This window comes from Pseudomonas sp. P135, from assembly GCF_020312125.1.
Taxonomy (GTDB): domain Bacteria; phylum Pseudomonadota; class Gammaproteobacteria; order Pseudomonadales; family Pseudomonadaceae; genus Aquipseudomonas; species Aquipseudomonas fragariae.
The window spans coordinates 40,172-53,443 of the sequence record NZ_JAGPYR010000004.1 but is presented as its reverse complement, the minus strand read 5'-3'; the positions used below and the strand labels follow the sequence as shown (position 1 = coordinate 53,443).

The window sequence follows — 13,272 nt, the reverse complement described above, 5'->3', positions numbered from 1 at the left end:
GGCATCACGTAATCCTCGAAGGTGTCGGCCGCCGCTTGCGCGCGGCCAGGAAAGGGGAAGGTTTCACTAAACAAGGGAGCACAACAATAATGACATCTCACACTACCCGCTCACGCATCCTGCTGGGCGTCGGCGGCATGACGCTGATTTTCCCGATGCTCGGCATGGCCGAGGGTTTCGTCGACGACACCAAGGCCACGCTCAACCTGCGTAATGCCTACTTCAACCGTAATTTCACCAATCCTGCGTACCCCAGCAGCGCCGCGCCGCAGGGCAAGGCCGAGGAATGGACACAAAGCTTCATTCTCGACGCCAAGTCGGGCTTCACTCAGGGCGTAGTGGGCTTCGGGGTTGACGTGCTGGGCCTGTACTCGGTCAAGCTCGATGGCGGCAAGGGTACGGGCGGCACTCAGTTGCTGCCGATCCACAGCGACGGTCGGCCGGCCGATGATTTCGGGCGCCTGGGCGTGGCAGGCAAGGCGCGGTTTTCCAAGACCGAACTGAAGGTCGGTGAATGGATGCCAGTGCTGCCGATCCTGCGCTCCGATGACGGTCGCTCCTTGCCGCAGACGTTTCGCGGTGGTCAGGTCACGTCCAAGGAGATCGACGGCCTGACCCTGTATGGCGGGCAATTCCGCGGCAACAGCCCGCGCAACGACGCGAGCATGGAAGACATGTCGCTGAACGGGCGAGGCGCATTCACTTCGGACCGCTTCAACTTCGGCGGCGGCGAGTATGTCTTCAACGACAAGCTTACTCAGGTAGGCGTCTGGTACTCGGAACTGCAGGACATCTACCAGCAGCAATTCTTCAACCTGCTGCACAGCCAGCCGCTCGGCGACTGGACCCTGGGCGCGAATCTGGGTTACTTCATCGGCAAGGAAGACGGCAACAAACTGGCCGGCGACCTGGATAACAAGACGGCCTACGCGCTGCTCTCGGCCCGCTATGGCGGCAGCACCTTCTATGTCGGCCTGCAAAAACTCACCGGCGATACGGCGTGGATGCGCGTCAACGGCACCAGTGGCGGTACGCTGGCCAACGACAGTTACAACTCCAGCTACGACAACGCCAAAGAGAAATCCTGGCAACTGCGCCACGACTACAACTTCGCGACGCTGGGCGTACCCGGCCTGACCCTGATGAACCGCTACATCAGCGGCGACAATGTGCACACCGGCAACATCACCGACGGCAAGGAATGGGGCCGGGAATCCGAACTGGCCTATACCGTACAAAGCGGTGCGCTGAAGAACCTGAACGTCAAATGGCGCAACTCCAGCCTGCGTCGCGATTTCAGCACCAACGAATTCGACGAGAATCGCGTGTTCGTCAGCTACCCTATTTCGTTGCTGTGAAAGCGGTGGCAGAGCCTGTCGGCCACGGCAGGTTTTGCCTTGTTACAAATGTATCCGGCCAAGGGTATGCCCAGCCCGTTTTTAGACCTTGGCCGCGTTGACAATCAGCGTATGCGGTGCCGATAATCCGGCAAGTCATACGACAACAGATGACAAAAATAACAATCGGGACTTCTCTCATGGCATCGGCTCATACCACTCAAACTCCCTTCAATCGCCTCCTGCTGACCGGCGCGGCAGGCGGCCTGGGCAAGGTATTGCGCGAAACACTGCGCCCTTACGCAAACGTGCTGCGGCTTTCCGACATTGCCGAGATGGCACCCGCTGTCGACGACCGTGAAGAAGTTCAGGTCTGCGATCTGGCCAACAAGGATGCCGTACACCAACTGGTCGAAGGCGTCGATGCGATCGTGCATTTCGGCGGTGTGTCGGTCGAGCGACCGTTCGAGGAGATCCTCGGCGCCAATATCTGCGGCGTGTTCCACATCTACGAAGCGGCCCGCCGGCACGGCGTGAAACGCGTGATCTTCGCCAGCTCCAACCACGTGATCGGTTTCTACAAGCAGACCGAGACCATCGACGCGCACTCCCCTCGCCGTCCGGACAGCTACTATGGGCTGTCCAAGTCCTACGGTGAAGACATGGCCAGCTTCTACTTCGATCGCTACGGCATCGAAACCGTCAGCATCCGCATCGGCTCCTCGTTTGCTGAACCGCAAAACCGCCGAATGATGAGCACCTGGCTGAGCTTTGGCGACCTGACCCAGTTGATCGAACGCTCGCTGTACACGCCAGACGTGGGCCACACCGTGGTCTACGGCGTTTCGGACAACAAGACCGTGTGGTGGGACAACCGCCTGGCCAGCAAACTGGATTACACCCCGAAGGACAGCTCGGAAGTGTTCCGCGAGAAGGTCGACGCCCAGCCGCTGCCGGCAGCCGATGACCCGGCAATGCTCTACCAGGGCGGTGCCTTTGTCGCTTCAGGACCGTTCGGCGACCAATAAGCAGCGCTTTCCTCTCGCAGCACTCTGGAGACACGAACCGTCATGGATGCCGAACTGATTGTCGATGCACAGAACGCCACCGGCGAAAGCCCGGTCTGGAGCGTGCGTGATCAAGCGTTGTACTGGGTGGATATTCCCAAGGGCGAGTTGCATCGCTGGGACTTCAATCAGGACAGCACGCGCAGCTGGAAAGCGCCGCAAATGCTGGCCTGTATCGCCGCCGATAGCCGGGGTGGCTGGGTGGCGGGGATGGAGAACGGAATCTTTCATTTGCAGCCCTGCGAAGACGGCAGCCTGATCAGCACGCTTCTGACCGGCGTCGAACACGCGCAGGCAGGCATGCGCTTCAATGACGGCCGCTGCGACCGACAGGGTCGGTTCTGGGCGGGCACCATGTTCATGGACATGGCTGCCGGTGCGAGGGTGGGTGCGTTGTATCGCTACAGTGCCGGCCAGAAGACACTGGACGCACAGCTCAAGGATTTCATCGTCCCCAATGGCCTGGCGTTCAGCCCCGACGGCAAGGTCATGTACCTGTCTGACTCGCACCCCAGCGTGCAGCAGATCTGGGCGTTCGATTACGACACCGACAGCGGCACGCCACACAATCGCCGTCTGTTCGTCGACATGAACCATCACCTGGGTCGCCCAGACGGCGCGGCGATCGACGCCGACGGCTGCTACTGGATCTGTGGCAACGACGCAGGCCTGGTCCACCGCTTCACTCCCTCCGGCAAACTCGACCGCTCGCTGGTCGTGCCGGTGAAAAAGCCAGCCATGTGTGCCTTTGGCGGCCCCAACCTGGACACCCTGTTCGTGACGTCCATTCGCCCGGGTGGCGATATTGGCGATCAGCCACTGGCCGGTGGTGTGTTCGCCCTGCGACCTGGCGTCAAAGGCCTGGAGGAACCCACGTTTCAGGGCTGACAGCGCCCTACCGAAAATCCCGTAGCTCGACCAAAAATAACAAAATCGGAGATATCCATGGATTTCAAACGCACGCTTCTCATCGCAGCACTTCCGCTGGCCTTCTGTGTATCAGGCATGGCCCACGCTGACATCAAAATCAAGTTCGCCGAGGTTCACCCTGCTGGCTATGCGCCGGTCGTGGCAGAGCAGAACATGGGCAAGAAACTCGAAGAACAGTCCAAGGGCGAGATCAGTTTCAAGATGTACGCAGGCGGTGTGCTCGGCTCCGAGAAGGAGGTCGTCGAGCAGGTCCAGAGTGGCGCCGTGCAGATGACCCGCGTCAGCCTCGGCATCGTTGGCCCGGTAGTGCCGGACGTTAACGTCTTCAACCTGCCGTTCGTGTTCCGTGATCAGGCGCATATGCGCACCATCATCGATGGCCAGATCGGCCAGGAAATTCTCGACAAGATCACCAACTCGCAATTCAACATGGTCGCCCTGGCCTGGATGGATGGCGGCACCCGCAACCTGTACACCAAGAAGCCGGTACGCCAGATTTCCGACCTCAAAGGCATGAAAATCCGCGTTCAGGGCAACCCGGTGTTCATCGAAACCATTAACGACATGGGCGGTAACGGCATCGCCATGGCCACCGGCGAGATCTTCAGCGCCCTGCAGACCGGCGTCATCGACGGTGCGGAAAACAACCCGCCGACGTATTTCCAGCATAACCACTACCAGAACGCCAAGTTCTTCACCATGACCGAACACCTGATCCTGCCCGAGCCCATCGTGATGTCGAAAACCACGTGGGAAAAGCTCAACCCCGAGCAGCAGGCACTGGTGAAAAAGCTCGCACGTGAAGCGCAGATGGAAGAACGCGTGCTGTGGGACAAGTCGTCAGCCGATGCCGAGACCAAGCTCAAGGCTGCTGGCGTGGAGTTCATCACGCTGACGCCCGAGCAGAAGAAAGCCTTCTACGACGCGACCCAGCCGGTACGCGACAAATACGGTGCGAAATATAAGGGTCTGATCGACCGCATCGGAGCGGTCCAGACCGATCCGGCACTGGCGGCGAGCAACCCCCAAGCGGCCCAATAAGCCTGTCCGATTACGCAGCGGGAACGAGCACCAGCTCGTTCGCCGCCGCAGTGGTGAGCCTTATGAAAAATACGCTATTGCGCATCAACGACATGCTTTATCGGGTCTGCATCGGCATTGCCGGTCTGTCGGTGTTGATCATGACCCTGATCATTCCCTGGGGCATCTTTGCCCGTTACATCCTCGGCAGCGGCTCCAGCTGGCCGGAACCCACTGCCATCCTGCTGATGGTGGTGTTTACCTTCTTCGGCGCCGCCGCCAGTTACCGGGCCGGTGCGCACATGGCCGTGTCGATGGCCGTGGACCGCATGCCGCAGCAGGTGCGCAGAGTCGCCAGCATAGTGGTGCAGATTCTGATGGCGATCGTCGCCCTGTTCATGATCTTCAAGGGCTTCAAGCTGTGCGCTACCACCTGGAATCAATTCGTCGGCGAACTGCCGTTTCTGCGCGTCGGCATCTCTTATCTGCCGATCCCCATTGGCGGCCTCGTGACGCTGGTATTCGTCCTGGAAAAGCTGTTGCTGGGTGACCAGAGTCATCGCGCAGTGATGCGCTTCGACGTCATTGAAGAAAGCGAAGGTGCTGCATAAATGGACGCTTTTATACTGTTGGGCAGCTTTATCGCGTTGATCCTGATCGGCATGCCGGTGGCCTACGCGCTGGGCCTTTCAGCCCTGATCGGCGCCTGGTGGATCGACATCCCGGCCGATGCGCTGATGATCCAGATTGCGGGCGGGGTTAACAAATTCTCGCTGTTGGCGATTCCGTTCTTCGTGCTGGCCGGCGCGATCATGGCCGAAGGCGGCATGTCGCGACGTCTGGTCGCGTTTGCTGCGGTGCTGGTGGGCTTCGTGCGTGGCGGGCTGTCGCTGGTCAATATCGTGGCTTCGACTTTCTTCGGCGCGATCTCGGGTTCCTCGGTGGCCGACACGGCCTCGGTAGGCTCGGTGCTTATCCCGGAAATGGAACGCAACGGCTACCCGCGGGACTTCTCGACGGCAGTGACCGTCAGCGGCTCGGTGCAGGCGCTGCTGACTCCGCCCAGCCACAACTCGGTGCTCTATTCGCTGGCGGCAGGCGGCACGGTGTCGATCGCGTCGCTGTTCATGGCCGGGATCCTGCCGGGGCTGCTGCTCAGCGCGGTGATGATGGGCCTGTGCATGATCTTCGCGCGCAAGCGCAATTACCCCAAGGGTGAAGTGGTGCCGCTGCGTCAGGCGCTGAAAATCGCCGGTGAAGCGCTCTGGGGGATGATGGCCATGGTCATTATTCTCGGCGGCATTCTGTCGGGGATTTTCACGGCCACCGAGTCGGCGGCGATTGCCGTGCTCTGGGCGTTCTTTGTCACCATGTTCATCTACCGCGATTACAAATGGCGCGATCTGCCCAAACTGATGCACCGGGCGGCACGCACCATTTCCATCGTGATGATCCTGATCGGTTTTGCCGCCAGCTTCGGTTACATCCTGACGCTGATGGAAATCCCGATGAAGATCACCACCGCGTTCCTGACCCTGTCGGACAACCGCTACGTGATCCTGATGTGCATCAACGTGATGTTGCTGCTGCTCGGTACGGTCATGGACATGGCGCCGCTGATTCTGATCCTGACCCCGATTCTGTTGCCGGTCATCGTCGGTGTCGGTATCGATCCGGTGCACTTCGGCATGATCATGCTGGTCAATCTGGGGATCGGGCTGATTACCCCGCCGGTGGGCGCGGTGCTGTTCGTCGGTGCTGCCGTGGGCAAGGTCACCATCGAAGCCACGGTAAAAGCACTGGTGCCGTTCTATGTCGCGCTGTTCCTGGTGCTGATGCTGGTGACCTACATTCCTGCCATCTCGTTGTGGCTGCCGAGCGTCGTGCTTTAAAGTCCCCAGTTGCAACGCTGCCGGAGCGTCCGAAAGGGCTCCGGCATGCACCTCTGTTGTCCAGCCAAGGAGGCTGGTTTGCGTATGTCTGCCCCTGCCCTGTTTCCGCGCCACATTGCCGTGCTGATCCTGGCCCTGCTGGCCTGTTCGTTTGCCGGCAACCACATCGCGGCGCGCATTGCCTTCGATCATGACACCGGCCTGCTGCTGGCCATCCTTTGTCGCTCCGGCGTCACCTTGCTGGTGCTGGTCAGCCTGGTGCTCTGGCAGCGCGAAAGGCTCAGTCTACCCGCCAGTACCTGGCGCTGGCAGCTGCTTCTGGGGTTGCTGATCGCCACTCAGAGCTTTTGCATCTACTCGGCGGTGGCACGTATTCCGGTGGCCCTGGCCTTGCTGGTGGTCAATGTCTCGCCGATCTTGCTGGCGTTGCTGACCTGGGCATTGGGGGGAGCCAGGCCGACACGGCGCGCAGCAGGCCTGATGGGCTTGATCCTGTTTGGCCTGACGCTGGCGCTGGACGTGCCACAGCGCCTGTCGAACCCCGGCAGCAGCGAGCCGCAATGGCTGGAGGGCGTCGCCTACGCGTCGACCGCTGCGGTGGTGTTCGCCTTTGCGCTGTGGATTACCGATAACAAACTGGCGGGCATGCGCGGCAGCGTACGCAGCATGCTGACCATGGCCGTGGTGTTCGTCGTCGCAGCCATCGCCGGCAGCAGCGGCGTGCTGCCCGGCGGCGTGGGTCTGCCGACGAGTTCTGTCGGCTGGACCGCACTGGCCAGTCTGGTGGTTTTGTACGGGCTGGGCTTTTCGCTGCTGTTCATCTGCATGGCGCGTCTGGACATCGCCCGCAACGCGCCAGTGATGAATATCGAGCCGGTGGCCAGCCTGCTGTTTGGCTGGCTGATTCTCGACCAATTGCTCAGCAGCGGTCAGGTGGTCGGCGGGCTTATCGTGGTCAGCGGCATCGTGCTGCTGACCTGGCGCCGCGCCCAGTCGCCTGACCCTCAATCATCCAGAAAGGCTTTGAAGCATGTCCACGAACGTACTGACCCTTGAAGATGGCCTGACCCGCCTGACACTGGCTCCCGACATCGGCGGCAGCATCATCAACTGGACCGTCCTGGCCAGCGGGCAACCCCTGCTGCGCCCTAGCGACGAACAGGCTCTGGCGGCCGGGACGCCCCGTCGCCTGGCCTGCTACCCGCTGGCGCCGTGGTCGAACCGGATCGGCAACGGCGGTTTCGACACGCCAGACGGCTGGCTGGCGTTAACACTGAACAGCGCCAACGACCCGTTGCCGATTCATGGCAGTGCGTGGCAGCAGCCATGGACGGTCATCGAGCAGACGCCTCGGCAGATCTGCCTGCAACTCGACAGCCAGACACCCTTCGCCTACCGCGCGCAACTGCGCTACACCCTGCACGAGGGCACGCTGAGCATCCAACTGAGCACCACCCATCAGGACAGCCGCGCCATCTGGCACGGGCTGGGCCTGCACCCGTACTTGCCACGCACGGCCCACACTCGTTTGCAGGCCAGGGCTGCACAGGTCTGGCTATGCGACGAAGGCGGTTTGCCCCGCGCCTTGCAGGACCTGCCCGCCGAGTGGGACTTCCGGCACGGCAACGCGCTGCCCGACACACGGCTGGACAACGGTTTCACCGGCTGGGATGGCCAGAGCATCATCAGCCAGCCGGACCTGGGCTACGAATTGCACTGCCAGGCCACCGGCAGCGAATACTTTCTGGTGTTCTGCCCGCCGGGGCTGGATTTCTTCTGTTTCGAGCCGGTCAGCCACCCGGTCAATGCCCATCATTTGCCGGGGCATCCTGGGTTGAAGCTCTTGCGGCAGGGAGAGTCAGTGACGCTGGAGTTCAGTCTTCGTTACAAGGACCTGAAGCGGGGGTTATGAATAAGTGTCCTGGTGACTCATTTCAAGTTACAGAACGAGTCGGGATATTCCGTTGACATATCCCAAAAAAACATATTCTTATTCATCCGAAACATCAGCCAAGGATGAATCACTCATGGAACAATCCACAGTCTTCAAAAGCAATCGAAGCCAGGCTGTCCGACTGCCAAAAGCGGTGGCCTTGCCCGACGACGTGAAACGTGTCGATGTTATAGCCGTGGGCAGAACCCGCATTATTTCCCCCGCCGGTGAAATGTGGAACAGCTGGTTCGATGGTGAAAGTGTCAGTGATGATTTCATGGCAGAGCGCGGACAACCAGCCGAACAGCAGCGCGAATCGCTCTGATGCTCAAGTACATGCTTGACACCAACATTTGCATTTTCACTATAAAGAACAAGCCAGCTTCGGTGCGTGAAGCCTTCAACCTCCATCACGGACAGCTACGTATCAGCGCGATCACATTGTTGGAGCTTGTCTACGGCGCAGAAAAGTCTTTGAGCCCGAAAGAAACCTTGCCGTTGTAGAGGGTTTCACAGCGCGTCTTGAAGTGCTCCCTTACGACAGCGACGCGGCGGCTCATACCGGCATGATCAGAGCCGAACTGGCTAGATCGGGCACACCGATCGGCCAGTACGATCAAATGATTGCAGGACACGCCCGCTCTCTAGGCTTGGTTGTCATCACTAACAACCAGCGTGAATTCCAGCGCGTCGAGGGGCTGAGGGTAGAAGACTGGGTAAGCCAATGACCTCAAGGCCATATCTGCAACGCCTCTTGGTTTTGAGCTATGCCCATCATTTGCCGGGGCATCCGGGGTTGAAGCTGTTGCGGCAGGGGGAGTCGATGGGGTTGAGGGTCAGTCTGCAGTACAAAAAAATCTAGCACGCTTTATCCATGCGCTCCCCAGCCACAGGTTACTGAATAATCGTCAATGTAGAAGGGCCGCTCAAGCTGGTGACACCCGTGGTCGTGGCGCACGCGTTAAGCTCCAGATTGAAAAGCACATAGGTCGTTATTGCCGTGGAGCCCGTGTAACGGCCAGCCACAATTTCCCCGATACCCACTACGGTTTTGTTCAGACCACCGGTATCGTTGTAAGTCGCGTCGAAATTATAGGTACTGGTCTCTCCATCACCCCACTTTATGATCCACGTTACATCGGTCGTGTTCTGCAGCAGAGCGTTGCAGGATAAGGGCGCCTGAAAGCTTTGGCTGGACGACGCACTTGTGCCGAGAGGCAACACACAAGTCCCCCAGTTGCTTGTCGTCGTCACATTGATTGGCTGGCTGGTGTTGGTCAGGCCTGGCGAAAAAGTTCCAGTGTGAGTTCCTGTACAGACAACCAGGTTTACAGCCTCAGCCTGAGCTCGCTCAGGCGCAAAAAAACCCATACTAACGATGACCAGCAGCACACCGGCCAGCCTGGCCAGCGTAGATGAAGCATGTGCAACGTGAGTGTCCATAATGGTCTCCCTGACCTTGATAACATCCAGATCACACATTAAACAGCCAGCGCTCATTGGGCTACTGGCAGAAATGACAGTGACCGTCTGCATGACCGGCCCGTGGTCATTGTCATGGCCGCACCTGTAAAATGCCTCCACGCCGCTCGTCACATCCTATGATCCACCCCCCACCCCGTTACGTAACACCTCTGCATCGCGAACCAAACCCACACAATGGTGATCAGAAGGTGGATCATGCGCATAACTGCCAGTCTCAGGACCTTCTGTCACTTGTCCCCCTCTCACAGCGAATCGACAATCACCCGACTTTGGATCGATGAAGTCACCGCCGTGGCCCGCCAGAGGGACCGCGACAGCTTCATGCGCATTTACGATCACTTCGCTCCGCGCCTGTTGCGCTACCTCACCGGGCTGAATGTGCCAGAAGGTCAGGCCGAAGAGTTGGTGCAGGAAGTGCTGCTCAAACTGTGGCACAAGGCCGACTCGTTCGACCCGGCCAAGGCCAGCCTGGGGACATGGTTGTTTCGCATCGCACGCAATCTTTACATCGACAGCGTGCGCAAGGACCGTGGCTGGGTGCAGGTGCAGAACTCGCTGGAACAACTCGAGCGTCTGGAGGCTCCGGTAGATCGAACACTCGATTACAGCCAGCGCCAGGAGCAACAACTCAATATCGCCATCCAGAACCTGCCCGCCGATCAGGCCCGAGTGTTGCGAATGTCGTATTTCGAAGCGCTCAGCCACCGGGAGATTTCCGAACGCTTGGGTATGCCGCTCGGCACAGTGAAGTCCTGCCTGCGCCTTGCGTTTCAAAAATTGCGCTCGCGGATAGAGGAATCATGATGGGCCCACAACATCATCCGGACGACGCCACGCTGGTCAGTTATGCCGCTGGGGCGCTGTCGCAGGTTATCTCGCTGGTCACTGCCGCGCATCTGGAGCGCTGCGCCGAGTGCCGGGCGCGGCTCAGGCAGGCCGAGGCCATTGGCGGTGTGTTGATGCAGCAGCACACCAGCAGTGTGGTGCCACTCAAGGGCCGATCGGCCATGCTCGCGCGGCTTGACGAGCAGCAAGCGGGGCTCGTACCCGCTATGCATTCGATGCCGGCGGCCAATCAGGACCCGGATCTTATGCCGGTCTGCATGCAGGCGCATTTTGGTCGACACCTGAGCACATTGAAGTGGAAGACCCTGATCCCCGGCGTAAAACGTGTACGCGCTGAAGGCATCGAACAGGGCAACCTGATGCTGCTGAAAATCGCCCCCGGCGTGAGCATGCCGGTGCATAGCCACGAAAGCGGCGAAATGACCATGGTCCTCAAGGGCGCGTATTACGACGTACAGGGAGAGTTCGGACTCAACGATGTGGCCGATCTGGACAGCCATATCCATCACCAACCCATTGCCTACCCTGACCGGGAATGCATTTGCGTGCTGGCCACTGAATCGAAGCTGCGTTTTCAGGGACTGCTGGCGCGGATGATGCAGCCGTTTTTCGGGATTTGAAAAACGGCTGCGAGCAGATTGAGGAGCCAGGCAACTAGCAGAACCTGCTATTCAAAAAGGGCTTGAACGCGAGCCAGCACATCGTCGATTATCATCTCGGGAACTGACTCAACACGCTTTGCGCCACGAGCCTCAAGGTCAACGGTTCGAATGTGGTTGCAAAGAACGACACCCTGCGTTTCGGTACCTGAACCGCTTAAAGGCACCGCGAAACCGGCATACCGAGCGAAGTCGCCGCCCTGCGTGATGGGCACAATAATTACAAGGCCCGATGCGTTATAAGCCGCAGGCGTCAGAATCAACGCTGGACGAAAATCGCCCTGTTGTTCACGGCCTGCGGTTGGATTCAGGTTCAGTCGCACAATATCCGACCGGTTGAATTTGACCCGTTTCAAACCTCACGTCCAATTGGCTGCATGGTGTTCCATTCGGCCAATTCTGTGGGTTCAGGCGCGCTCAAATCACATTTTGCCATCAAGTCAGCCAATCGATAATGCAACTTTGCTTTAGCGGGTTTGAGCGTGATGACTTCTGCAGACGCATCAAGCGTAAGGACATCGCCGCTAGACAGGCTCATCTGCTTGAGCACGTTTGCGGGCAAACGAATTGCAGCGCTATTGCCCCATTGCTGAATTTTCACTTCCATAAAGACACCTCATAACGTAGCAATACTGTAGATACCTCACACGAGGCATGCAACCCCAACGTATAAACATAGTATCTACAACCGTAGACTGCCAGCTCAAGATGTCTCGAAATCCTACAGGCTTCCCGGGCCGATAAACCTGATCTATCAGCGCTGAACACTCACACCCAATGAGGTCAACGCATCCCAGTACCCCGGGTAGGTCTTGGCGACGCAATCAGGGTCGAGAATGCGGATGCCGGCAATCTTCAGGCCCGCCAGTGCAAAGCACATGGCGATCCGATGGTCGGAGTGGGTATCGATCAAGGCATCGACCGTAGTGCCTGCCAGCGCCGGGTTGGCGGTAACGATCAGATCGTCACCCTCTTCGACCGCCAGGCCGGGTGCGATGGCGCACAGGCCGTTGGACAGTGCCGAGATGCGGTCGCACTCCTTGACCCGCAGGTTGGCGATGCCGACAAAGCGCACCGGTTGACGATTGAACGCGGCCAGTACGGCCAGCGTGGGAATCGCGTCCTGCATCTGCGAGCCGTCGATCACGGCCGGCATGTTCGGGAAGCTGGCGATGATCTGGCTGGCCAGTGCATCGGGTTGCGTGAACGCGTCGCTGGCCACGCCCAGGTCGATAGCGCCCTCGGTCAGGGCCTGCGCAGCCCACAGGTAGGTGGCCGCCGAGGCATCCGGTTCGATGTGGAAATCCGTAGCGCGATAGCCGGTAGCCGAGACTTTCCAGGCGGCATCGCCGATGGCCTGAACCTCGGCACCGAACGCCTGCATGGCCGCCAGCGTGAGGTCGAGGTAACCACGCGCGCCGATCTCGCTGCCTGTCAGTGCCACTTCCACAGGCCCCTTGCCACAGGCACCGGCCATCAGCAGTGCCGACACATACTGGCTGGAGAGGTTGCCGTCGATCTCGATACGACCGGCCTCAAGACCGCCCTTGCCCTTGATGGCCACCGGCGGGCAACCACTGGGTGCGCTGACCTCCACGCCCATGCGCTGCAAGGCATCGACCAGCGGGCCGATCGGGCGCTTGCGCATGTATTCGTCGCCATCGACCACGAAGTCGCCTTCGAAGTTGGCCAGTGCCGCGGTCAGAAAGCGTGTCGCAGTCCCGGCATTGCCGAGGAACAGCGCCTGCTGCGGCGCCTGCCAGTGCCCGCTGCTGGTGACCACGAAGGTGCTGTCATCGGGCTCGTCGACCTGCACGCCCATCAGACGCAAGGCTTCGGACATCACGCGCGTGTCATCACTCTTCAGCGCGCCGGTCAGGCGGCTGGTGCCTTTGGCCAGCCCGGCCAGCAACAATGCACGGTTGGTGATCGACTTGGAGCCCGGCGGGCTGACACGCCCGACCAGCGGGCGCTCGACAGGCAAAACAGTGAGGGTGGCTTGAGGTCGCATGATGTCCCTGAGCGTCAGCGGAAAAATCGCGATCCTAGCACGAGCGGGATCAAGCCCGCAGTGCCGGTTTCATTCATCGCCAAGCCCGGGCG

General features: G+C 59.8%; 15 protein-coding genes and 2 pseudogenes. 13 read left to right on the top strand and 4 right to left on the bottom strand.

Annotation, left to right across the window (positions count from 1 at the left end):
* Positions 1–89 precede the first annotated feature (89 nt).
* From KBY08_RS07200 to KBY08_RS07150, 11 genes and pseudogenes are all read left to right on the top strand, one after another.
* On the top strand, positions 90–1,358 hold the full coding sequence (locus KBY08_RS07200) for an OprD family porin (protein WP_011266703.1): 1,269 nt from the start codon (positions 90–92) through the stop codon (positions 1,356–1,358).
* Between the two features lie 179 nt (positions 1,359–1,537).
* Entirely contained in the window at positions 1,538–2,365 is an 828-nt protein-coding gene (locus KBY08_RS07195; RefSeq protein ID WP_003404814.1) for an NAD-dependent epimerase/dehydratase family protein, read from the top strand.
* Positions 2,366–2,407: 42 nt separating this feature from the next.
* Complete coding sequence (locus KBY08_RS07190; protein WP_111522449.1) at positions 2,408–3,292, top strand: glucurono-1,5-lactonase; 885 nt, start codon at positions 2,408–2,410, stop codon at positions 3,290–3,292.
* A 57-nt stretch (positions 3,293–3,349) separates the two neighbouring features.
* Positions 3,350–4,375, top strand: a complete 1,026-nt coding sequence (locus tag KBY08_RS07185; protein ID WP_024660607.1) for a TRAP transporter substrate-binding protein — start codon at positions 3,350–3,352, stop codon at positions 4,373–4,375.
* Positions 4,376–4,437: 62 nt separating this feature from the next.
* Complete coding sequence (locus KBY08_RS07180) at positions 4,438–4,965, top strand: TRAP transporter small permease (RefSeq protein ID WP_111522448.1); 528 nt, start codon at positions 4,438–4,440, stop codon at positions 4,963–4,965.
* Positions 4,966–6,246, top strand: a complete 1,281-nt coding sequence (locus KBY08_RS07175) for a TRAP transporter large permease (RefSeq protein WP_003404808.1) — start codon at positions 4,966–4,968, stop codon at positions 6,244–6,246.
* An 84-nt stretch (positions 6,247–6,330) separates the two neighbouring features.
* Positions 6,331–7,302 carry an EamA family transporter gene (locus KBY08_RS07170; protein ID WP_032656627.1) on the top strand — a complete coding sequence of 324 codons (972 nt, stop codon included), beginning with the start codon at positions 6,331–6,333 and terminating at the stop codon, positions 7,300–7,302.
* Complete coding sequence (locus KBY08_RS07165) at positions 7,277–8,158, top strand: aldose 1-epimerase (protein ID WP_103359598.1); 882 nt, start codon at positions 7,277–7,279, stop codon at positions 8,156–8,158. Before KBY08_RS07170 ends, KBY08_RS07165 begins: the two co-directional genes overlap by 26 nt.
* Before the next feature lie 115 nt (positions 8,159–8,273).
* Positions 8,274–8,504, top strand: a complete 231-nt coding sequence (gene vapB, locus KBY08_RS07160) for a type II toxin-antitoxin system VapB family antitoxin (protein ID WP_011266698.1) — start codon at positions 8,274–8,276, stop codon at positions 8,502–8,504.
* A pseudogene (vapC, locus tag KBY08_RS07155) lies at positions 8,504–8,907 on the top strand (type II toxin-antitoxin system tRNA(fMet)-specific endonuclease VapC). The gene vapB and the pseudogene vapC overlap by 1 nt, the downstream one beginning before the upstream one ends.
* A gap of 41 nt (positions 8,908–8,948) precedes the next feature.
* Positions 8,949–9,041 (top strand): annotated as a pseudogene (locus KBY08_RS07150) (aldose 1-epimerase); the annotation flags it as partial.
* 32 nt (positions 9,042–9,073) lie between these two features.
* On the opposite strand, the gene KBY08_RS07145 reads toward KBY08_RS07150, so the two are convergent.
* Positions 9,074–9,715, bottom strand: coding sequence for a hypothetical protein (locus tag KBY08_RS07145; protein WP_225651096.1), 642 nt, complete (start codon positions 9,713–9,715; stop codon positions 9,074–9,076).
* Between the two features lie 240 nt (positions 9,716–9,955).
* Here KBY08_RS07145 and KBY08_RS07140 point away from each other — a divergent pair, with 240 nt between their 5' ends.
* The gene (locus KBY08_RS07140; protein WP_003345995.1) at positions 9,956–10,468 is read left to right on the top strand and encodes a sigma-70 family RNA polymerase sigma factor; all 513 of its coding nucleotides are present in this window, start codon (positions 9,956–9,958) and stop codon (positions 10,466–10,468) included.
* Complete coding sequence (locus KBY08_RS07135; protein WP_011266695.1) at positions 10,468–11,130, top strand: ChrR family anti-sigma-E factor; 663 nt, start codon at positions 10,468–10,470, stop codon at positions 11,128–11,130. The genes KBY08_RS07140 and KBY08_RS07135 overlap by 1 nt, the downstream gene beginning before the upstream one ends.
* Before the next feature lie 47 nt (positions 11,131–11,177).
* On the opposite strand, the gene KBY08_RS07130 is transcribed toward KBY08_RS07135, so the two are convergent.
* The 3 genes from KBY08_RS07130 to aroA all read right to left on the bottom strand — a co-directional run bounded on the left by KBY08_RS07130 (position 11,178) and on the right by aroA (position 13,180).
* Positions 11,178–11,525, bottom strand: coding sequence for a type II toxin-antitoxin system ChpB family toxin (locus KBY08_RS07130; protein ID WP_024643176.1), 348 nt, complete (start codon positions 11,523–11,525; stop codon positions 11,178–11,180).
* Positions 11,522–11,776, bottom strand: coding sequence for an AbrB/MazE/SpoVT family DNA-binding domain-containing protein (locus KBY08_RS07125; protein WP_024652560.1), 255 nt, complete (start codon positions 11,774–11,776; stop codon positions 11,522–11,524). Before KBY08_RS07125 ends, KBY08_RS07130 begins: the two co-directional genes overlap by 4 nt.
* Positions 11,777–11,923: 147 nt before the next feature.
* A complete protein-coding gene (gene aroA / locus KBY08_RS07120; RefSeq protein WP_225651095.1) occupies positions 11,924–13,180 on the bottom strand; it encodes a 3-phosphoshikimate 1-carboxyvinyltransferase in 1,257 nt (418 codons plus the stop codon).
* Positions 13,181–13,272: the final 92 nt, after the last annotated feature.